20 protein-coding genes are annotated in these 19,570 nt (G+C 61.5%); 19 read left to right on the forward strand and 1 reads right to left on the reverse strand.

What is annotated here, in order from left to right; genetic code table 11:
- The first annotated feature begins 11 nt into the window (after positions 1-11).
- The 6 genes from GOW56_RS06905 (at position 12) to GOW56_RS06930 (ending at position 6,369) form a co-directional block, all read left to right on the forward strand.
- Positions 12-1,511, forward strand: coding sequence for a UDP-N-acetylmuramoyl-L-alanyl-D-glutamate--2,6-diaminopimelate ligase (locus tag GOW56_RS06905; RefSeq protein WP_171205413.1), 1,500 nt, complete (start codon positions 12-14; stop codon positions 1,509-1,511).
- Positions 1,508-2,902 carry a UDP-N-acetylmuramoyl-tripeptide--D-alanyl-D-alanine ligase gene (gene murF / locus GOW56_RS06910; RefSeq protein ID WP_171205414.1) on the forward strand — a complete coding sequence of 465 codons (1,395 nt, stop codon included), beginning with the start codon at positions 1,508-1,510 and terminating at the stop codon, positions 2,900-2,902. Before GOW56_RS06905 ends, murF begins: the two co-directional genes overlap by 4 nt.
- 36 nt (positions 2,903-2,938) lie before the next feature.
- Positions 2,939-4,021 (forward strand): phospho-N-acetylmuramoyl-pentapeptide-transferase, encoded by a 1,083-nt coding sequence (gene mraY / locus GOW56_RS06915; RefSeq protein ID WP_152458667.1) that lies wholly within the window; start codon positions 2,939-2,941, stop codon positions 4,019-4,021.
- Positions 4,022-4,492, forward strand: a complete 471-nt coding sequence (locus GOW56_RS06920) for a hypothetical protein (protein ID WP_171205415.1) — start codon at positions 4,022-4,024, stop codon at positions 4,490-4,492.
- Positions 4,489-5,889 (forward strand): UDP-N-acetylmuramoyl-L-alanine--D-glutamate ligase, encoded by a 1,401-nt coding sequence (murD, locus tag GOW56_RS06925; protein WP_171205416.1) that lies wholly within the window; start codon positions 4,489-4,491, stop codon positions 5,887-5,889. The genes GOW56_RS06920 and murD overlap by 4 nt, the downstream gene beginning before the upstream one ends.
- Positions 5,890-5,994: 105 nt before the next feature.
- Positions 5,995-6,369 carry a glycine zipper family protein gene (locus GOW56_RS06930; protein ID WP_224853408.1) on the forward strand — a complete coding sequence of 125 codons (375 nt, stop codon included), beginning with the start codon at positions 5,995-5,997 and terminating at the stop codon, positions 6,367-6,369.
- Here the strand turns inward: GOW56_RS06930 and GOW56_RS06935 are convergent.
- The gene (locus GOW56_RS06935) at positions 6,366-7,547 is read right to left on the reverse strand and encodes an NAD(P)/FAD-dependent oxidoreductase (protein ID WP_171205417.1); all 1,182 of its coding nucleotides are present in this window, start codon (positions 7,545-7,547) and stop codon (positions 6,366-6,368) included. The genes GOW56_RS06930 and GOW56_RS06935 overlap by 4 nt on opposite strands.
- A gap of 189 nt (positions 7,548-7,736) precedes the next feature.
- On the opposite strand from GOW56_RS06935, the gene GOW56_RS06940 reads away from it, so the two are divergent.
- From GOW56_RS06940 to ftsZ, 13 genes are all read left to right on the forward strand, one after another.
- Positions 7,737-8,072, forward strand: coding sequence for a cupin domain-containing protein (locus tag GOW56_RS06940; protein WP_171205418.1), 336 nt, complete (start codon positions 7,737-7,739; stop codon positions 8,070-8,072).
- Positions 8,073-8,298: 226 nt separating this feature from the next.
- Complete coding sequence (gene ftsW, locus GOW56_RS06945; RefSeq protein WP_171205419.1) at positions 8,299-9,462, forward strand: putative lipid II flippase FtsW; 1,164 nt, start codon at positions 8,299-8,301, stop codon at positions 9,460-9,462.
- Positions 9,462-10,559, forward strand: coding sequence for a UDP-N-acetylglucosamine--N-acetylmuramyl-(pentapeptide) pyrophosphoryl-undecaprenol N-acetylglucosamine transferase (locus GOW56_RS06950; protein WP_171205420.1), 1,098 nt, complete (start codon positions 9,462-9,464; stop codon positions 10,557-10,559). Before ftsW ends, GOW56_RS06950 begins: the two co-directional genes overlap by 1 nt.
- Positions 10,556-11,965 (forward strand): UDP-N-acetylmuramate--L-alanine ligase, encoded by a 1,410-nt coding sequence (gene murC / locus GOW56_RS06955; protein WP_171205421.1) that lies wholly within the window; start codon positions 10,556-10,558, stop codon positions 11,963-11,965. Before GOW56_RS06950 ends, murC begins: the two co-directional genes overlap by 4 nt.
- Positions 11,966-12,041: 76 nt before the next feature.
- Entirely contained in the window at positions 12,042-12,290 is a 249-nt protein-coding gene (locus GOW56_RS06960) for a DUF2484 family protein (protein WP_152458658.1), read from the forward strand.
- Positions 12,287-12,553, forward strand: a complete 267-nt coding sequence (locus GOW56_RS06965; protein WP_171114920.1) for a DUF2484 family protein — start codon at positions 12,287-12,289, stop codon at positions 12,551-12,553. Before GOW56_RS06960 ends, GOW56_RS06965 begins: the two co-directional genes overlap by 4 nt.
- A gap of 24 nt (positions 12,554-12,577) precedes the next feature.
- The gene (locus GOW56_RS06970; protein WP_171205422.1) at positions 12,578-12,871 is read left to right on the forward strand and encodes a hypothetical protein; all 294 of its coding nucleotides are present in this window, start codon (positions 12,578-12,580) and stop codon (positions 12,869-12,871) included.
- Positions 12,868-13,794: a UDP-N-acetylmuramate dehydrogenase gene (murB, locus tag GOW56_RS06975; RefSeq protein ID WP_171205423.1), complete on the forward strand. Its 927-nt coding sequence runs from the start codon at positions 12,868-12,870 to the stop codon at positions 13,792-13,794. Before GOW56_RS06970 ends, murB begins: the two co-directional genes overlap by 4 nt.
- Positions 13,795-13,902: 108 nt before the next feature.
- Entirely contained in the window at positions 13,903-14,820 is a 918-nt protein-coding gene (locus tag GOW56_RS06980) for a D-alanine--D-alanine ligase (RefSeq protein ID WP_171167228.1), read from the forward strand.
- Positions 14,808-15,815, forward strand: coding sequence for a cell division protein FtsQ/DivIB (locus GOW56_RS06985; RefSeq protein ID WP_171205424.1), 1,008 nt, complete (start codon positions 14,808-14,810; stop codon positions 15,813-15,815). The genes GOW56_RS06980 and GOW56_RS06985 overlap by 13 nt, the downstream gene beginning before the upstream one ends.
- 8 nt (positions 15,816-15,823) lie before the next feature.
- The gene (ftsA, locus tag GOW56_RS06990; protein WP_170344711.1) at positions 15,824-17,158 is read left to right on the forward strand and encodes a cell division protein FtsA; all 1,335 of its coding nucleotides are present in this window, start codon (positions 15,824-15,826) and stop codon (positions 17,156-17,158) included.
- Positions 17,145-17,564, forward strand: coding sequence for a hypothetical protein (locus tag GOW56_RS06995; RefSeq protein WP_171167231.1), 420 nt, complete (start codon positions 17,145-17,147; stop codon positions 17,562-17,564). The genes ftsA and GOW56_RS06995 overlap by 14 nt, the downstream gene beginning before the upstream one ends.
- A gap of 348 nt (positions 17,565-17,912) precedes the next feature.
- Entirely contained in the window at positions 17,913-19,517 is a 1,605-nt protein-coding gene (ftsZ, locus tag GOW56_RS07000; protein ID WP_171167232.1) for a cell division protein FtsZ, read from the forward strand.
- Positions 19,518-19,570 lie beyond the last annotated feature (53 nt).

Raw genomic sequence — 19,570 nt, forward strand, 5'->3', positions numbered from 1 at the left:
AGAGGTGGGTCATGGGCACAAGGACGAAGAAACTCAGCCAGCTGGCCCTGACCGCAAGAGAGGGCGCAAACCCGGATATCACTGGTCTGGCCGTTGACAGCCGCGAGGTGAAGGAGGGCTTCCTGTTTGCCGCGCTGCCCGGATCCCGCGTTCATGGGGCAGAGTTCATTCAGTTTGCCCTGCGCATGGGGGCCGCTGCAATCCTGACCGATGCCGAAGGGGCAGAGATCGCCGAGGCCGAACTGGCAGCTTCGGACGCAGCGCTGGCCGTGGTGGAAGACCCGCGTCAGGCGCTGGCCGGTGCCGCGGCGCTGTGGTTCGGCGCGCAGCCGCAAACCATCGTGGCCGTCACGGGAACGAACGGCAAAACATCTGTTTCCACCTTCGTCCGGCAGATCTGGTCCGCGCTTGGTCACGCCGCCGTCAACCTCGGCACCACCGGGGTTGAAGGTGCGTGGACAGCGCCACTGGCCCATACCACACCCGAGCCAATCACCTTGCACCGCTGTCTGGCCGAGGCGGTCGAGAACGGCGTGACCCATGCCGCAATGGAGGCTTCGTCCCACGGCCTTGAACAGCGCCGCCTTGATGGCGTTCACCTGACTGCCGCCGGTTTCTCCAACTTCACGCAGGACCATCTGGATTACCACGAAACCTTCGAGGCCTATTTCAACGCAAAGGCCGGTCTGTTCGACCGGGTTTTGCCGCAGGATGGAACGGCCGTCGTCAACCTGAGCGATCCGAAAGGGGCCCAGGTCCGGCGGATCGCCGAGATGCGCGGCCAGTCGGTGCTGACGGTGGGGCTGGGCGATGCCGACCTGTGTCTGATCAACCAGCGGTTCGACGCCACGGGGCAAGACCTGCGCTTTGCGTGGCAGGGCCGAACGTTCCAGACCCGCCTGAACCTGATCGGCGGGTTCCAGGCCGAAAACATCCTGCTGGCCTGTGGGCTGGTAATTGCTGCCGGGGACAGCCCTGAAAGCGTGTTCGAAACTCTGCCCCATCTGACGACGGTTCGCGGGCGGATGCAACTGGCAGCCACGCGTGACAATGGAGCGGCGGTGTTTGTGGATTATGCCCACACGCCTGATGCTGTCGCCACGGCTCTCAAGGCGCTGCGCCCGCATGTGATGGGCCGTCTGATTGCCGTTATCGGTGCGGGCGGGGATCGCGACGCCAGCAAACGCCCCTTGATGGGTAGGGCGGCAGCCCACCATGCAGACGTGGTCTTTGTCACCGATGACAACCCGCGCAGCGAAGATCCCGCAGTCATCCGCGCGGCCGTGATGGCAGGCGCGTCAGAGGCAGCAGGCGACGCCAGCGTGACCGAAGTCGGCGACCGCGCCGAGGCCATCCTGCGCGGCATCGATGCGCTGCAACCCGGTGATGCGCTGCTGATCGCCGGAAAGGGGCATGAAACCGGTCAGATCGTGGGGGATCAGGTTCTGCCCTTCGACGATGTGGAACAGGCCAGCATTTCCGTTGCAGCGCTGGACGGGAGGGTCGCATGACGCTCTGGACTGCATCCGAAGCGGCCGCGGCGACGGGCAGTCAGGCGACGACCGACTGGACCGCAAATGGCGTATCCATCGACACCCGCACCCTTCGGCCCGGCGATCTGTTCGTGGCGCTGAAAGCGGCGCGGGACGGGCATGATTTCGTGGCACAGGCGCTGGAAAAAGGAGCAGGCGCCGCACTGGTTTCCCGTGTTCCGGACGATGTACCGGAAGGCGCCCCCTTGCTGATCGTCAAAGACGTGCAGGCGGGGCTAGAGGCCCTGGGGAAAGCGGCACGGGCCCGAACGGATGCGCGCGTGGTCGGCGTGACAGGCAGTGTGGGTAAAACATCGACCAAGGAAATGCTGGCGACAATTCTGGAAACCCAAGGGAAAACCCACGCCAGCGTCGCCAGTTACAACAACCATTGGGGCGTGCCCCTGACCCTCGCGCGGATGCCTCGCGATACGGAATTTGCGGTGATCGAGATCGGCATGAATCACCCCGGTGAAATTGCCCCGCTCGCCGAACAGGCCCGCCCGCATGTGGCGCTGGTGACGACCGTGGCGGCAGTGCATCTGGAGGCTTTCGAGTCGGTGGCTGGTATTGCCCGGGAAAAAGCGGCGATCTTTGAAGGGCTTGAACCTGGCGGGGCTGCGATCGTCAATGCAGATATCGACCACGCGGACATCCTGCGCCAGACAGCGCAGGCGCATGGGGCGGGGATTGTTGATTTTGGGCGCAGCGCGGCGGATTACCGGCTGACCGATGTTCAACCCGAGTCCAACGCAGTGAAGGCCAGGGCACTGGTCGGTGATCAGGTGATTCAATTCGAGGTGAACTCCGCCGGCACGCATTTCGCGATGAACGCGCTTGGCGCTTTGGCGGCCTGCGTCGAATTGGGGGTCGATCTGGATCAGGCCATCGCGGGCCTGCCAGCGTGGTCACCCGTCAAGGGGCGTGGGGTACGCGAAAGCTTGCCATTGTCAGGGGGTGGGCAGATCGAGCTTTTGGATGACAGCTACAACGCCAACCCGACCTCGATGGAGGCTGCGCTGGATGTCTTGGCCGCCTCCAAAGGCACCCGCCGCATTGCGTTTCTGGGTGACATGAAGGAACTGGGCGCCCAGGAAGAGGCCATGCATGCCGCCATGGCGGATATCGAGGCGATGGCGCGGGTGGATCAGGTTCATTGCATCGGGCCGTTGATGCAGGCGATGCACCACGCGCTGCCCGAGAAGAAACGTGGGCTCTGGTTCGCAACCAGTGCGCAAATGGCGGAACATCTGCCTGCCTTGATCCGGGATGGAGACACGGTGCTCGCCAAGGGCTCACTCAGCATGGCGTTGGCCGCGATTGTTGACGGTCTGCGCAAAATGGGGCAAGGGGGCGCGCTTGATGGGTGAACTTGCCCGCGCGCCTCGTGTGAGAAAGGTATTGTCATGCTGTACTGGTTGACCGCTCTGTCGGACGGAGGGGATTTCTGGAACCTCTTCCGGTATATCACCTTCCGCGCAGGCGGTGCCTTCATGACCGCGTTGATCTTTGGGTTCATCTTCGGAAAACCCCTGATCAACGTGCTGCGCAAAAAACAGGGCAAAGGCCAGCCGATCCGTGACGACGGCCCCGAAGGGCATTTTTCCAAGGCAGGCACACCGACGATGGGTGGATTGCTGATTGTCGGAGCTCTGGTCACGTCAACCCTTGTCTGGGCACGGCTGGACAATCCGTATGTCTGGATGGTTCTTTTTGTGACCTTGTCTTATGCGGCCATCGGATTTGCGGACGACTATGCCAAGGTTTCAAAACAGAATACGCAAGGGGTTTCGGGCCGGATGCGTCTGGCGTTGGGCGTGATCATCGCCGTGCTGGCCTCGCTTTGGGCGACGTTGCACCATCCCGAAGCCTTGCAGAACCAACTGGCTGTACCCGTCTTCAAGGACACGTTGGTCAATCTGGGCATCTTCTATATCCCCTTTGCGATTGTCGTGATCGTGGGGGCCGCCAATGCGGTGAACCTGACCGACGGTCTGGACGGGCTGGCCATCATGCCGGCGATGATCGCAGCCTCGACCCTGGGCGTGATCGCCTATGCGGTCGGTCGGGTCGACTTTACCGAATATCTCGATGTGCATTACGTCCCGGGCACCGGTGAGATCTTCATATTCACCTCCGCGTTGTTCGGGGCCGGCCTCGGGTTTCTCTGGTACAACGCTCCTCCGGCGGCAGTGTTCATGGGTGACACCGGATCGCTGGCCCTGGGCGGCGCGCTGGGTGCCATCGCCGTGGCCACCAAGCACGAGCTGGTTCTGGCCGTGGTCGGCGGCCTGTTCGTGGTCGAGGCGCTGAGCGTGATCATTCAGGTCCTCTACTTCAAGCGCACCGGCAAACGGGTCTTCCTGATGGCCCCGATCCATCATCATTATGAGAAAAAAGGCTGGGCCGAGCCAACCATCGTGATCCGCTTCTGGATCATCTCGCTGATCCTGGCGATGATCGGTCTGGCGACGTTGAAGGTAAGGTAAGTGTCAAAGTTTCTTGAAGGACTAAGGCCACATTTAGAGTGGGTTTCTAGTGCATTCCAAGCATTGGTCAGCGCCCTAGCGCTAGCATGGGGGCTTTGGTTTTCAGCCAGTGTTTTTACAGATGCTAACAACCCCCGATGGTGGATAGCCTATTTTATTGCACTGCTTTTTTTGGCGGTAATACTCTACTGCCTGTTGACCCATGCCGTTCTGGTTTCACTTCGTGGCTTACAGCAGATAAAAGAAGATGAAGGTTACGAAAAGGTTGAGGAATTAGGCTGGAAGGCTCAAGTACGGATATTGGCTTTTTTTGTCGGATTTTCACTGGTTGTGTTACCCATCGTCCTTTCACAATTGTTCAACGCAAAAGAGGCGGCTTTCTTGATTGCCTGGGGAAGTTTGTTCCTGTTCCCATTGATGATTTGGTTGATGGTGACAGGGTGTTTGGCAAAAAAGGACCGAAGTGAATGATCCCGGTCAAAGGCTTTTCAGGACAGAAAGTCGCCGTTCTGGGGCTGGGCCGATCGGGTCTGGCTACTGCACGCGCGCTGCGTGCGGGCGGGGCGGAACCGGTGTGCTGGGACGACAACCCAGCCGCCCGTGATACCGCCGAAGGCGAGGGTTTCTCCTGCGCCGACCTGCGCAAGCATGGGGCATTTGACGACATCGCCTCGCTGATCGTTTCACCGGGCATTCCGCATCTCTATCCTGAACCGAACCCTGTGGTGGCGGCAGCCCTGGATGCAGGCGTGCCGGTGGACAATGACATCGGCCTGTTCTTCCGCTCCTTTGCCGGACCGGAGTGGAACAACTACGACACGCCTCCGCGCGTGATCGCGGTCACGGGATCGAACGGGAAATCGACCACCGCCGCTCTGATTCACCACATTCTGACCGAGGCCGGTCGCGAGGCGCAGTTGGCGGGCAATATCGGGCGCGGTGTTCTGGATATCGATCCGGGCGGTGATGGTTCGGTCGTGGTGCTGGAGCTTTCCAGCTATCAGACCGAGCTGGCCCGCGCTCTGACCCCCGATGTGGCGGTGTTCACCAATCTGTCGCCCGATCATCTGGACCGCCACGGCGGCATGGGGGGATATTTCGCGGCCAAGCGGCGCCTCTTTGCCGAAGGCGGTCCTGACCGTGCGATCATTGGCGTCGACGAAACCGAAGGTGCGTTTTTGGCCGGACAACTGGCCGAAGGGCCATCGGATGACCGGGTGATCCGTATCTCGGTGGCGCGGAAGCTGACCGGGCCGGGCTGGCAGGTCTTTGCGCGCAAAGGGTTCCTGTCGGAATACCGCAAGGGGCGGCAGGCGGGGTCTATCGACCTGCGCGCGATCAAAGGCCTGCCCGGTGCACACAACCACCAGAATGCCTGCGCGGCCTACGCCGCCTGCCGGTCGCTGGGCCTTGCCCCGCGCGTGATCGAAGATGCGCTGCATTCCTATCCGGGCCTGCCGCATCGCAGCCAGATCATCGCCGAGGCCGATGGGGTTACCTATGTCAACGACTCCAAGGCGACCAATGTCGACAGCGCCCTGAAAGCGCTTATGGCGTTCAAAAAGATCCGATGGATTTGCGGCGGTCTTGAGAAAGAGGGCGGCATTTCAGCCCTGAACACGGCGACGGGCGAGGTCATCAAAGCATATATCATCGGACGCGAAGCCGCGAGTTTTGCGATGCAGCTCGAGGCTGATACGCAGGTCTGTACGACGATGGAGGCCGCCGTGGCGCAGGCCATGGAAGATGCCGAGGCAGGCGACACTGTGCTGCTGGCCCCGGCTGCTGCCAGTTTCGACCAATATGACAATTTCGAACAGCGCGGCGATGACTTTGCAACGCAAGTCAGGCGCAGGCTGGCAGAATAGCCATTTGCAATAGACCGCCGGCTGGGCCAAGCTTGGATGCTATCAGCTTGACGCGGCATCACTATTGGTTTTGCCTGCCTCCAGATTCAACACGAGGTTATGACTATGCCATTTCGTAGACTTTCTCTGATCCTGCCCGCCATTCTTGTTGCGGGGGCCTGTACGAACACGGGTGCCAACTATCAGCCCATCGTCGACGGCCCGGTCGGTCCGAACTACAACGTGGACTTGCAGCAATGCCAACAACTGGCGGCATCGCAGAGCAGCGTTGATGGCTCTACCGCGGGGAACGCAGCAATTGGCGCAGTTGGTGCCGCGGCCGTTACCGGGATCGTTCAGGACAGCAGCGACAATCTTGGTCGTGCGGCTGTGGCAGGTGCCCTGGTTGGCGCTGGCGCAGACGTCATCAATAAAAACCAGAATAAGGAAGTGATCGTGCGCAACTGCATGCGCGGGCGCGGCTACAACGTCGTAGGCTAACGCCCGGCGGCAATTGCAACACCTGCGGCATGGCCTGACGACCATGCCCACTGGAAGTTGTAGCCGCCCAACCAGCCGGTGACATCCACCGCTTCGCCGATTGCATAGAGGCCGGGGACATCCTTGGCCTCCATCGTTTTCGAGGACAGGTCATCCGTGTCGATCCCGCCCAAGGTGACTTCGGCGGTACGATACCCCTCGGTCCCCGACGGCACCAGTTGCCACGCAGACAGGGCCGAGGTCAGCTCGGTCAGTTTCGCGTCCGACTGATCCGCCAGCTTCCCGGACATCGGAATGACCCGGCGCAGATAATCGACCAGCCGGGCCGGCAGATGCCGCGCCAGTTCAGTGGTCAGCGCCTTGCGACCCGCGCTTTGCCGCTGTGCGCGCAACAGATCCAGCAGGGGAAGGTCGGGGATCAGGTTCACCCGGATTGCCTCACCTTCGCGCCAGTATGACGACAGCTGCAACACCGACGGCCCGCTGAGACCGCGATGGGTGAACAGCAGCGCCTCGTCGAAGCTGGCGCGATCATTCGACAGTCGCACGGGCAGTGAAACGCCGGACAGGTCCCTGAACCGCCCATCCGAAAAGGTGAACGGCACCAGCGCCGCCCGCGTCTCGGTCATCCGCAACCCAAATTGGCGCGCGATGTCATAGGCCAGCCCGGTTGCGCCCATCTTGGGAATCGATTTCCCGCCCGTTGCCAGCACCAGATTGGTGCAGGTCAGATGCTGCCTTTGCCCGTCACACTCCACCTCCAGTGCAAAGCCGCTTTCGGTCTTGCGCAGATCGCGCAACGAGGTTTGTATCCACAGCTCTGCTCCTGCACCGCTCATTTCATCCAGCAACATCCGGATGATCTGTTTCGAAGAGCCATCGCAGAACAACTGGCCCAGGGTTTTTTCATGCCAGGCGATGTTGTGACGTCCGACCAGATCGATGAAATCCCATTGCGTGTACCGTGCAAGGGCGGATTTGCAGAAATGCGGGTTTAGCGACAGGAAGTTGCCCGGCCCGGCATGGATGTTGGTGAAATTGCAGCGCCCCCCGCCCGAGATGCGGATTTTCTCGCCGGGTGCCTTGGCGTGGTCAATCACCAGCACGCGCCCCCCGCAATGGGCCGCACACATCATGCCGGCAGCCCCGGCCCCAAGGATGATCGTGTCGTAGGTCATGCGCGGGGGATGGCGTGGATTAAACAAGATGGCAAGAGCCCATGCCGAAGTCGCGCGGCGCGCGCTCGCCGCGTTCTCGCAAATTCGAGGTCGGCTGACAGGGCGATTGCCAGAATTTCAGCGCACTGACATGCTGCGGCCATACCGCAAAGAGGTTTTGACAAGACAAACTGGCAAAAGGAACTCTGAATGCAATTCCCCGAATTTATTTCGTCATTTCCAAAACTGGATGTGCCTTTTCCTGAAGATGTGGTGCAGACGGCCGTCATTCGATCAGATGCAGGGCTGGTCGCTTTCTTCACTTTCCTCAAGGACATGGAGCTTCCCCTGCATTCGCATGGTGCCCAATGGGGGACGGTGGTTGAGGGTGAAATTGAACTCACGATCGGTGGCCAGACCCGCATCTACCGCCCCGGCGACAGCTACTCGATCCCAAGTGGAGTTGAGCACGGAGGGACCATCAAGGCGGGGTCTCGTGTCATTGACGTGTTTGAGGAACCCGACCGATATCCGATCAAGGAATAATGCATAGCGACCCGCCTTGTGGATCAACGCGCGCCACTCCGCTGAGCGGCGTGTCCAAAGCTGCAATAACCGCAGGCCGCCACGTGAAGCTGGGGGTGCATCGGGCCTGGAAGGTCGATTTATGCCTTGTGGCTTCATCCTACTAGCCCAAACACAAAAATCCCTGTAGAGTCTCAATCAGACCCCGAAAACGGGGCGTTGACGAGGCAGAGAGTGGCGGTATCTCATGACTGAGATGGTGTATGGCGCGGTCCAGGACCAGCGCGGAGAACCGATTCTACCGAAATGGTGGCGCACAATCGATCGCTGGACGATGTCGTGCGTTCTGATCCTGTTTGCCATCGGTCTTTTGCTGGGGCTGGCGTCTTCGCCACCGCTGGCCGGGCGAAACGGGTTCGATCCGTTCCATTATGTCGAACGTCAGGCCATCTTCGGCGGATTGGCGCTGATTGCGATGCTTCTGACCTCGATGATGTCGCCGACGCTGGTGCGCCGTTTGGCGGTGCTGGGTTTCCTGGGGGCCTTCGTGGCACTGGTTTTCCTGCCCGTGTTCGGGACCGATTTCGGCAAGGGCGCGGTGCGCTGGTATTCGCTGGGGTTCGCCTCGCTTCAGCCGTCCGAGTTTCTGAAGCCCGGCTTCATCGTCGTTGCTGCATGGCTGCTGGCGGCCTCACAAGAGATCAACGGCCCGCCCGGGCGGATCTGGTCATTTGCCCTGTGCATGGCGATTGTCGGCATGCTGGTGATGCAACCTGATTTCGGTCAGGCCTGCCTGATCCTGTTCGGCTGGGGGGTGATGTATTTTGTCGCCGGGGCGCCGATGCTGCTGCTGGTCGGAATGGCCGGGTTTGTTGTTCTGGGCGGTATGTTCGCCTATTCCAATTCTGAACACTTTGCCCGCCGTATCGATGGCTTTCTGAATCAAGAGGTCGATCCGACCACCCAGTTGGGCTATGCCACCAACGCCATTCGCGAAGGGGGGCTGTTCGGCGTCGGCGTGGGTGAGGGGCAGGTCAAGTGGTCGCTGCCGGACGCGCATACCGATTTCATCATCGCGGTCGCGGCCGAGGAATACGGCCTGATCCTGGTGCTGATCATCATCGCGCTTTATTCGTTGGTCGTGGTACGTTCGTTGCTGCGCCTGATGCGGGAACGCGACATGTTCATCCGTCTGGCGGGCGCCGGTCTGGCCTGCATGTTCGGCGTGCAGGCGATGATCAACATGGGTGTTGCGGTTCGTCTGTTGCCCGCGAAGGGCATGACGCTGCCTTTTGTCAGCTATGGCGGCTCATCCCTGATTGCAGGGGGTATTGCGATCGGAATGCTGCTGGCCTTCACCCGAACCCGCCCACAGGGCGAGCTTGGCGAAATTCTGCGCGGACGAGGATAATGGGGACTCCATACCTGTTGATTGCTGCTGGCGGGACCGGGGGGCACATGTTCCCGGCTCAGGCGCTGGCCGAGGCGATGCTGAACAAGGGCTGGCGCGTGCGCCTGTCTACCGACCCGCGCGGCGCCCGCTATACCGGAGGTTTCCCGCACTCGACCGAGATCGTCGAGGCATCATCGGCTACATTCGCGCGTGGCGGTCTGGCGGCCAAGGCCATGGCCGGCCCCAAGATAGCCGGTGGCGTGGCTGCCATGGTGTTCCAGATGATGCGGGACAAGCCCGACGTCGTTGTGGGTTTCGGCGGGTATCCCTCGATCCCGGCGCTGAGCGCTGCGACCATGCTCAAAATCCCCCGCATGATCCACGAACAGAACGGGGTGCTGGGGCGTGTGAACCAGTTGTTCGCCACCCGCGTCGCGCAGGTGGCCTGCGGTGTGTGGCCCACGGACCTGCCCGAGGGCGCACATGGCATCCACACCGGCAACCCGGTCCGGTCCGCCGTTCTGGACCGCGCTGCGGCCGGTTACATTCCGCCGGGTGATTATCCGATGTCGGTCCTTGTCATGGGCGGGTCGCAAGGCGCACGCATCCTCAGCGATGTGGTGCCCGGTGCCATCGCCGCACTGCCCGAAGAAATCCGCACTCACATCCGCGTGGCACATCAGGCCCGGGACGAGGACGGCGAGCGCGTCACAGCCTTCTACAACGAACACGGCATCCGCGCCGATGTGCAGCCCTTCTTTGATGATGTCCCCCGTCGCATGTCGGATGCCCAACTGGTGATCTCGCGGTCTGGCGCGTCCAGCGTTGCCGATATCTCGGTCATCGGGCGCCCGTCGATTCTGATCCCCTTTGCCGCCGCCGCCGGAGATCACCAGACAGCCAACGCACGGGGCTTGGTGCAGGCGGGCGGGGCCATCATGATCCCGGAAAAGGCTCTTGACGTTCCCGCGCTGACACAGCAAATCACCACGGTTCTCACGAACCCCGAAGCCGCACAGAAAATGGCCCATGCCGCCTTGTCCGTCGGGGCACCTGACGCCACCGAGCGTCTGACCGCCCTCGTCGAGCAATTGGCGCAGAAGGAGACCGCATGAACCCAGCAACCAAACTGCCGCAGGACGTAGGGCCGATTCACTTCGTGGGGATCGGCGGGATCGGGATGTCAGGTATCGCCGAGGTGCTGCTCAATCTGGGGTACCGGGTGCAGGGTTCGGACCTCAAGGCATCGAAGATCACCGACCGGCTGGCAGGTCTGGGGGCCGAGATCTTTGTCGGTCAGCGCGCCGAAAACCTTGAAAACGCGGCCGTTGTGGTTGTTTCGACCGCGATCAAACCGGGCAATCCGGAACTGGACGAAGCCCGGGCACAGGGCCTGCCGGTGGTGCGCCGCGCCGACATGCTGGCCGAACTGATGCGGCTGAAATCCAACATCGCTATTGCAGGGACCCACGGCAAGACCACCACGACCACCATGATGGCCGAACTGATGGTGGCAGGGGATTTTGACCCGACCGTGATCAATGGTGGCATCATCCATGCCTATGGCTCGAATGCCCGTATGGGACAGGGCGAATGGATGGTGGTCGAGGCCGACGAATCCGACGGCTCGTTCAACCGCCTGCCTGCGACCATCGCCATCGTCACCAATATCGACCCCGAGCATATGGAGCATTGGGGCGATTTCGACAAGCTGCGCGCGGGCTTCCATGAATTCGTCTCGAATATCCCCTTCTACGGGCTGGCTGTGTGTTGCACCGACCATGCCGAGGTGCAGGCGCTTGTCGGCCGCATCACCGACCGCCGCGTGCGCACCTATGGCTTCAACGCGCAGGCCGATGTGCGGGCCGAGAACCTGACCTACAAGGGCGGCGTCGCGCATTTCGACATTCACCTGCAATACGAAGACAAGGTGATCGAAGGCTGCACCCTGCCGATGCCCGGCGACCACAACGTTTCCAACGCTTTGTCCGCCGTGGCTGTTGCCCGCCATCTGGGAATGAAAGCCTCGGAAATTCGCGAGGCACTGGCCAATTTCGGTGGCGTCAATCGCCGCTTTACCAAGGTCGGAGAGGTCGACGGTGTCACCATCATCGACGACTATGGCCACCACCCCGTTGAAATCACTGCAGTCCTGAAAGCCGCGCGACAGGCGACCGAAGGCCGCGTGATCGCCGTGCACCAGCCGCACCGCTATTCGCGCCTGTCCAACCTGTTTGACGATTTCTGCACCTGCTTCAATGACGCCGACGTCGTGGCCATCGCCGATATCTTCGCCGCCGGAGAGGACCCGATCGAAGGCGCATCGCGCGACGATCTGGTGCAGGGCCTGATCCGTCACGGCCACCGCCACGCCCGCGCGCTGTTTGACGAAAACGATCTTGAGCGGCTTGTGCGCGAGCAGGCCCGCCCGGGCGATATCGTCGTCTGTCTCGGGGCCGGTACGATCAGCGCCTGGGCCAATGGTCTGCCCGAGAGATTGCAACGAAAACAAGCTGTTTGACTTCCCTTCTGTTTGGTGCACAACCTGAAAGTGAAAAAAGTTGCCCGCAGCCGCCGCATGTCCTCGGAGGGGACAGATGGACTATTCGATGATCCTTGCCGCCCTTTGGGTGATCTGCGCCACGATCGTGGCGTTCTTGCCGATGCGAATGCAGTTTCCACCGGGCGTGACCCTGCTGATCTGCGCTCCGGTTCTGATCGTCTGGCTGGGTTATGATCACGGTTGGTTCTGGTCGGTTTTCGCCTTCGGCGGATTCGTTTCGATGTTCCGCAACCCCATCCGGTATTACTGGCGAAAATGGGTGCGTGGGGAGGTCATGGAATGAACTGGTCCATCGCCCTTGCCGGTCTGTGGGGTGTTTCCGCGAATCTGCTGGCAATGATCCCAAGCAAAGACAACCACTGGACACGCGCCTATATCCTGATCGCCGTGGGCATTCCGATTCTGGGGTATGTCACCTATCAGAACGGCCCGTGGATCGGCTTGCTGGTGCTGGCCATGGGTATGTCCGTGCTGCGCTGGCCCGTGATTTATCTGACCCGTTGGACAAAGATGAAAATGCAGGGCATGAAGGCGGCTGACGAATAACCGGCCAGTTTCAGGAGGTCCGCCATGGCGTCCGTCGCCACATTTGCCTATCTGCCAATTCTTTCTTTCCTGCTAGGTGCCGCCGCGGGTTTCACGGCGGGCCGTTGGCTGGGCCTGCGCGGCTTGTTGCGGCTGATCGGTCTGGCCTCGGCCGTCGGGCTGGCGTTGATCGTGGTGCTGGCCGGTATTGGCACCGACGAAGAAGAACAGGCGTTCGGCCCGCTGGTCTGGCTGACCGCCGGTGTTCTTCCGTTTCTGTTCGCCGCGATCATGGGCGGTGTGGGCGGACGTAGCCTGGCGGTGCGTGCAGACGCATGACAACGTTTCCCGTTCCGAAAGGTCGCCTGTCTCAGGCGCGGCCTCTCTCTGAGCTCACATGGCTTCGCGTTGGCGGCCCGGCCGATTACCTGTTCCAGCCTGCCGATATCGAAGACCTGCAAGCCTTCCTGCGGGAACTGCCCGCACAAACCCCGATCTTTCCGATGGGCGTCGGTTCGAACCTGATCGTTCGGGATGGGGGGCTGCGGGCCGTGGTGATCCGGCTGGGGCGCAGGTTCAACGCGATCTCGGTTGACGGCAACACGGTTACGGCAGGGGCTGCGGCGCTGGACGCGCATGTTGCGCGCAAGGCGGCGGATGCCGGTGTCGACCTGACCTTTCTGCGCACCATTCCGGGCTCGATCGGCGGCGCGGTGCGGATGAACGCGGGCTGTTACGGCAGCTACACGGCGGATGTTCTGCGCAAGGCCACGATTGTCACCCGGCAAGGCGCGCTTGTGGACCTGACACCCGAAGAGTTGAATTTTCGTTATCGCCAGACGGACCTGCCGGAAGGCGCAGTGCTGATTTCGGCTGTGTTCGAGGGCCCTTCAGGCAATCCCCAAGATCTCCATGCCCGTATGGCGGCGCAGTTGAAAAAGCGCGACGAAACCCAGCCGACCAAAGATCGCAGTGCGGGGTCGACCTTTCGCAATCCAGCCGGGTTTTCTTCGACCGGGCAGACGGATGACGTGCATGACCTCAAGGCGTGGAAAGTGATCGACGACGCCGGAATGCGCGGCGCGACGCTTGGCGGTGCGCAGATGAGCCCGAAGCACTCGAATTTCCTGATCAATACCGGCTTGGCCACCGCTGCCGACCTCGAACGTCTTGGCGAAGAGGTGCGAAAAAAGGTTTACGAAACAAGCGGCATCACGCTAGAGTGGGAAATCATGCGGGTCGGTGATCCGCTGACAGAATAAAGCCCCAACCGTCAGACCATAACAGGCAAATTCAGGCGACGGATCAAAGGCATAAACGCAGTACGGACCACCACATAAGGTCCGGGGACATTGAGGCGCACATTGGGTATGTCGAGCAGGACAAACCCCAAAGTGGCGGTATTGATGGGTGGACCCTCGGCGGAACGCGAGGTGTCTCTCAGCTCTGGGCGCGAATGCGCGGCCGCCCTTGTGGGAGAAGGCTTTGAAGTGGTCGAACTGGACGCAGGTCCCGACCTCTGCGCGCGCCTTGTGGACATCAAACCGGATGTGGTTTTCAACGCCCTGCATGGCCGCTGGGGCGAAGATGGGTGTGTGCAGGGCCTGCTGGAGTGGATGCGTATCCCTTACACCCATTCCGGTGTGCTGGCCTCGGCGCTGGCAATGGACAAGCAGCGCAGCAAAGAGATTTACCAAACCGAAGGGCTGCCCGTCGTACCGAGCGTGATCGTGCCCAAGGTCGAGGTGGTCGAAGTTCACGTGATGGAGCCGCCCTATGTGGCCAAGCCGAACAATGAAGGCTCCAGCGTTGGGATTTACATCGTCCACGAAAATGCCAACGGCCCGCCGCAGCTGGACGAGGCGATGCCCGATCTGGTGATGGTCGAGAAATACGTGGCAGGCCGCGAGTTGACCGTGACCGTGATGGGCGACCGCGCCCTGACCGTGACTGAAATCATGACAGATGGCGGCTGGTACGACTATGACGCCAAGTACAAGCCCGGCGGCTCGTGGCATGTCCTGCCCGCCGACATCCCGCAGGACATTTTCGACCGCTGCATGGACTACGCCGTGCGAGCGCATAACGTGCTGGGGTGCAAGGGTGTGTCCCGCACGGATTACCGCTGGGATGACAGCAAGGGTGCCGATGGGTTGTTCCTGCTGGAAACCAATACCCAGCCCGGCATGACGCCAACCTCTCTGGTCCCGGAACAGGCCGCTCATCTTGGAATGACATTCGGCCAGCTCTGCGCCTGGATGGTGGAGGACGCCTCATGCGACCGCTGACCGCCAGCCGTTCACTGGAAATCCACCGCAGGAAACCACTTGCGGGGCCGGATGCCGATTTCGCCTCGGCCGACACGGACTCGCACGAGGCCGAACCGCTTTTGCGCCTGCGCGGTGCGCGTGTGTTTTCCAGCTCCGCAAGACGCAGTGACCCTGCGCCGTCCCGTCTCAGCTATCGGCTGCAACGCTGGATGCTGACGCCGGGCATTCGCCTTGGTGTCAAGGTGGGCCTGCCGATTTGCGCCATCGCTGCCGCGCTTGGCATCTTCTTTGCCTCGCAGGACCGTCGCGACGCACTTGCCGCTTATATCGCCGATGTGCGCACTTCGATTCAGGAACGCCCCGAATTCATGGTCAACCTGATGGCCATCGATGGGGCCGGAACCGACCTGTCCGAAGACATCCGCGAAATCGTGCCGCTGGATTTCCCGATCAGTTCCTGGGATCTGGATGTGGAACAGATCCGCGACACGATCACCGGGCTGGACCCGGTGAAATCCGCAACCGTCAGAATCCGCCCCGGAGGCATCCTGCAAGTCGATGTGGTGGAGCGGCAGCCCGTGATCGTCTGGCGAACGCGCGAAGGGCTTGAACTGCTGGATGAGACAGGCGCGCATGTCAAGGAAGCCACCTCTCGCAAGGATCACGCTGATCTGCCGCTGATCGCGGGGGCGGGCGCCAGCGATCATGTGGGTGAAGCGCTGGAGCTTCTTCAGACCTCGCGCAGCCTGGGCAATCGCGTGCGCGGTTTGGTGCGCGTGGGAGAGCGGCGCTGGGATCTGGTGCTGGACCGTGGTCAGCGCATCATGCTGCCGACCGAACGTCCGGTGCGCGCGCTGGAACGCGTGCTTGCCGTGAACGAGGTGCAGGACCTTCTGGAACGTGACGTGGCCGTGGTCGACATGCGCCTCGGGCAGCGTCCAACCATCCGAATGACCAAAGCCGCCAGCGACGACTGGTGGAACACACAAGTGACAGTGAGTAACGGGCAGTAACGACCATGATGACCGATCTTTATCAGTCCCAACGCGCCATGCGTCAGATGCGGCGGCAGGCTTTGCAACGCGGTGTGATTGCGATTCTGGATGTGGGCAGTTCGAAAATCGCCTGCCTAGTGCTGCGCTTTGACGGAACTGGTCGGCTGAGCGAGGACAACACCATCGGCTCCATGGCGGGTCAGACGGGCTTTCGCGTCATCGGCGCCGCGACCACCCGGTCGCGGGGTGTCCAGTTCGGCGAAGTTACCGCCATGCAGGAAACCGAACGTGCCATCCGAACCGCGCTTCAGGCCGCACAGAAGATGGCCGATATCCGCGTCGACCATGTGATCGCATGTTTCTCGGGCGCGAACCCGCGCTCTTACGGGTTGGATGCACAAGTCGACCTGGACGGTCAGATCGTGACCGAGGCCGAAGTGGGTCGCGTTCTGAACGCCTGCGACGTGCCGGATTATGGCGACGGGCGCGAAGTGCTGCACGCTCAACCGGTGAATTTTGCGCTCGACAACCGGTCTGGCCTGATCGACCCGCGCGGGCAGATGGGCCAGAGCCTTGCGGTCGACATGCATATGCTGACCGTGGATTCGTCAGCGATCCAGAACATCGTGCGCTGTATCAAGCGCTGCGATCTTGAACTCGCGGGTATTGCCAACTCGGCCTATGTCTCGGGCATCTCGGCGCTGGTCGAAGACGAGCAGGAACTGGGCGCGGCCTGTATCGACATGGGCGGCGGCACCACAAGCGTGTCGATCTTCATGAAAAAGCACATGATCTATGCCGATTGCGTGCGCATGGGCGGCGATCACGTGACCGCCGATATCTCGATGGGCCTGGGTGTGCCTGCCGCCGTGGCGGAACGGATCAAGACATTCAATGGTGGCGTTCATGCCACCGGGGCCGACGACAGGGATATGATTGATATCGGTGGTGATACCGGCGACTGGGAACACGACCGCCGCACCGTCAGCCGCGCTGAACTGATCGGCATCATGCGCCCGCGTGTCGAGGAAATTCTTGAAGAGGTCCGCGTCCGGCTGGACGCCGCCGGGTTTGAACATATGCCAAGCCAACAGATCGTGCTGACCGGCGGCGGCAGCCAGATCATGGGGCTGGACGGGTTGGCCACGCGCATCCTCGGTCAGCGCGTTCGCTTGGGCCGCCCCTTGCGCGTGCATGGCCTGCCGCAATCAGCCACCGGGCCCGGGTTCTCGTCCGCTGTCGGCCTCAGCCTGTTTGCGGCCCATCCTCAGGATGAATGGTGGGATTTTGAAATCCCGGTCGACACCTATGCCGCGCGCCCGTTCAAGCGCGCCGTACGGTGGTTCCGTGACAACTGGTAGAGTCCTGCGCGGGGGTGCTCTGTGCGCGGCGCTGCTGCCTGGCTGGGCCTCGGCCCAGACCATGATCACGCCCGAGGCGTTTCTGGACGCGGCGGTCGGCAAAACTTTGACATTCTACGAAATCCGCAGCGGTGGCCTGGTAGGAACCGAACAATTCCTGAACCGCCGCATGTCGGTCTGGCGCGAAGAGGGGCAGGGCTGTGTCTACGGGCAGATCACGACGCCAAACGGTCAGTTGTGTTTTCTGTACGACAATGACCCGGACGGCATTCCGGTCTGTTGGTGGCCGTTTTTGCATGAAGGTCGTTTGATGGTGCGGCTTGCCTCATTCGTCGATGGTGAAATACAGGAAGTGCGATCCATGACGGACCGCGGCTTGGACTGTCCAAATGCACCGCTCAGCTGAAGAAACCGGTTGCAGCGTTTCGATTTATCCCTCAAGATATCCACAAGGCCCGAAAGAGGCCTTGCGGCAGGACCTGAGCAGTTTTCCGCAATGTAGATGACAGTCGATCAGAGCGCGATGAACGAATGTGTCCTCGCGTTCATGCCGGTTGTCTAGTGATGGTCGCCGTTGTTTCCGCTATATCTGGCATGGCCTGCGAAATGCCGCCGGTTTATGCCTTATTTCCTCCATATTTTGTGGGAAAACGCGATTTTTGACGTGACCTTTTGGCATCAGGCCGCTAGAATCGAACAAGGATAGGTAAGAAAAACACCGCTTTGGCGGGACATAAATACAGGCGGACAGAGCATGACATTGAATCTTTCGATGCCCGGGCACGACGAACTGAAGCCTCGGATTACAGTATTTGGCGTTGGCGGCGCAGGCGGGAACGCCGTCAACAACATGATTGAAAAACAGTTGGACGGCGTTGATTTCGTGGTCGCCAACACCGACGCACAGGCGCTGCAACAAAGCCAGTCCTCTGCGCGGGTGCAGCTGGGCGTGAAAGTCACCGAAGGTCTGGGGGCAGGGGCCCGCCCGACCGTAGGCGCGGCCGCCGCCGAGGAAAGTATCGAACAGATCGTGGACCACCTTGCCGGCGCTCATATGTGCTTCATCACTGCTGGTATGGGCGGCGGTACCGGAACGGGGGCTGCTCCGATCATCGCGCAAGCCGCGCGTGAGCTGGGTGTTCTGACCGTCGGTGTCGTCACCAAGCCCTTCCAGTTCGAAGGTGCCAAGCGGATGCGTCAGGCCGAAGATGGGGTTGAGGCGCTGCAGCAGGTTGTCGACACGCTGATCATCATCCCCAACCAGAACCTGTTCCGCCTGGCCAATGAAAAGACCACCTTTACCGAGGCGTTCTCGATGGCTGACGACGTTCTGTATCAGGGCGTCAAAGGCGTGACCGACCTGATGGTGCGCCCCGGCCTGATCAACCTCGACTTTGCCGACGTTCGCGCCGTGATGGACGAGATGGGCAAGGCGATGATGGGCACCGGCGAGGCAACAGGCGAAGACCGCGCCATCCAGGCGGCGGAAAAGGCCATTGCGAACCCGCTGTTGGACGAAATCAGCCTCAAGGGCGCCAAAGGCGTGTTGATCAACATCACCGGGTCGCACGACCTGACCCTGTTCGAACTGGACGAAGCCGCAAACCGCATCCGCGAGGAAGTGGACCCCGAGGCCAATATCATCGTCGGCTCGACGCTGGATACCGCTATGGAAGGCGGAATGCGCGTGTCGGTTGTTGCGACCGGCATCGACGCCAGCGAAAAAACGACCGAAGTCCCGGTGGCGCGCCGTTCGATGTCCGAACCGCTGACCCGCACGGTTTCGGCTGAAGAGCATATTCAGGAAGAAGCCAGGGTGGTTGCCGACGCAGCAGAGCCCGTCCCGCAGCCGGAAGAAAACCGCGAACCTTCGCTGTTCGAAGCCGCTGAAGAGCCGGCGCAGCCGCAATTCCAGCCGCGCGACGAGCGTGACGAGGATGGCCTGCCGCCGCCCGCTTATCAGCCGCGTGTGGCCGAATTCGAGCCGCAGCCCGAGCATGTTGAGCCCGCGCCCGAGGCATTCGTGGCACCGCGCGGACATGCTGCTGGCACCCCGTCGCCCGAAGCATTGCAGCGTTTGCAGGCCGCTGTGCAGAAGGTTCCGTCGGCGCCACAGCGACCGGCAGCGCCCCGCCAGCCCGAAGCGGTTTCGCAACAGGAACCCGAGGAGCGGTCGCGTTTTGGCTTCAATCGTCTGATCGATCGGATGACCGGTCATGCCTCGGATACACCGGCCCAACCGCCGCGGCAGCAGCCCGTTTTGCGACAGTCCGAGGCGACCGCGCCGCTTCAGGAAGAGGCCGATCCGGATCAGGACCGCATCGAAATTCCGGCCTTCCTGCGCCGTCAAGCCAACTGATCGCGGTAACAAAATCCACTCAAGGGGCTGCCATTTGGCGGCCCTTAATCGTT

Source organism: Ruegeria sp. HKCCA0235A (genome assembly GCF_013033235.1).
Lineage (GTDB): Bacteria > Pseudomonadota > Alphaproteobacteria > Rhodobacterales > Rhodobacteraceae > Ruegeria.

Coding starts and splice junctions, on each gene's coding strand:
- murF (WP_171205414.1), top strand. CDS start 1,508: ATGACGCTCTGGACTGCATCCGAAGCGGCCGCGGCGACGGGCAGTCAG.
- ftsW (WP_171205419.1), top strand. CDS start 8,299: ATGACTGAGATGGTGTATGGCGCGGTCCAGGACCAGCGCGGAGAACCG.
- GOW56_RS06935 (WP_171205417.1), bottom strand. CDS start 7,547: ATGACCTACGACACGATCATCCTTGGGGCCGGGGCTGCCGGCATGATG.
- murD (WP_171205416.1), top strand. CDS start 4,489: ATGATCCCGGTCAAAGGCTTTTCAGGACAGAAAGTCGCCGTTCTGGGG.
- GOW56_RS06985 (WP_171205424.1), top strand. CDS start 14,808: ATGCGACCGCTGACCGCCAGCCGTTCACTGGAAATCCACCGCAGGAAA.
- murC (WP_171205421.1), top strand. CDS start 10,556: ATGAACCCAGCAACCAAACTGCCGCAGGACGTAGGGCCGATTCACTTC.
- GOW56_RS06980 (WP_171167228.1), top strand. CDS start 13,903: ATGTCGAGCAGGACAAACCCCAAAGTGGCGGTATTGATGGGTGGACCC.
- GOW56_RS06970 (WP_171205422.1), top strand. CDS start 12,578: ATGGCGTCCGTCGCCACATTTGCCTATCTGCCAATTCTTTCTTTCCTG.
- GOW56_RS06905 (WP_171205413.1), top strand. CDS start 12: ATGGGCACAAGGACGAAGAAACTCAGCCAGCTGGCCCTGACCGCAAGA.
- GOW56_RS06940 (WP_171205418.1), top strand. CDS start 7,737: ATGCAATTCCCCGAATTTATTTCGTCATTTCCAAAACTGGATGTGCCT.
- ftsA (WP_170344711.1), top strand. CDS start 15,824: ATGACCGATCTTTATCAGTCCCAACGCGCCATGCGTCAGATGCGGCGG.
- GOW56_RS06950 (WP_171205420.1), top strand. CDS start 9,462: ATGGGGACTCCATACCTGTTGATTGCTGCTGGCGGGACCGGGGGGCAC.
- GOW56_RS06960 (WP_152458658.1), top strand. CDS start 12,042: ATGGACTATTCGATGATCCTTGCCGCCCTTTGGGTGATCTGCGCCACG.
- mraY (WP_152458667.1), top strand. CDS start 2,939: ATGCTGTACTGGTTGACCGCTCTGTCGGACGGAGGGGATTTCTGGAAC.
- GOW56_RS06930 (WP_224853408.1), top strand. CDS start 5,995: ATGCCATTTCGTAGACTTTCTCTGATCCTGCCCGCCATTCTTGTTGCG.
- ftsZ (WP_171167232.1), top strand. CDS start 17,913: ATGACATTGAATCTTTCGATGCCCGGGCACGACGAACTGAAGCCTCGG.
- GOW56_RS06965 (WP_171114920.1), top strand. CDS start 12,287: ATGAACTGGTCCATCGCCCTTGCCGGTCTGTGGGGTGTTTCCGCGAAT.
- murB (WP_171205423.1), top strand. CDS start 12,868: ATGACAACGTTTCCCGTTCCGAAAGGTCGCCTGTCTCAGGCGCGGCCT.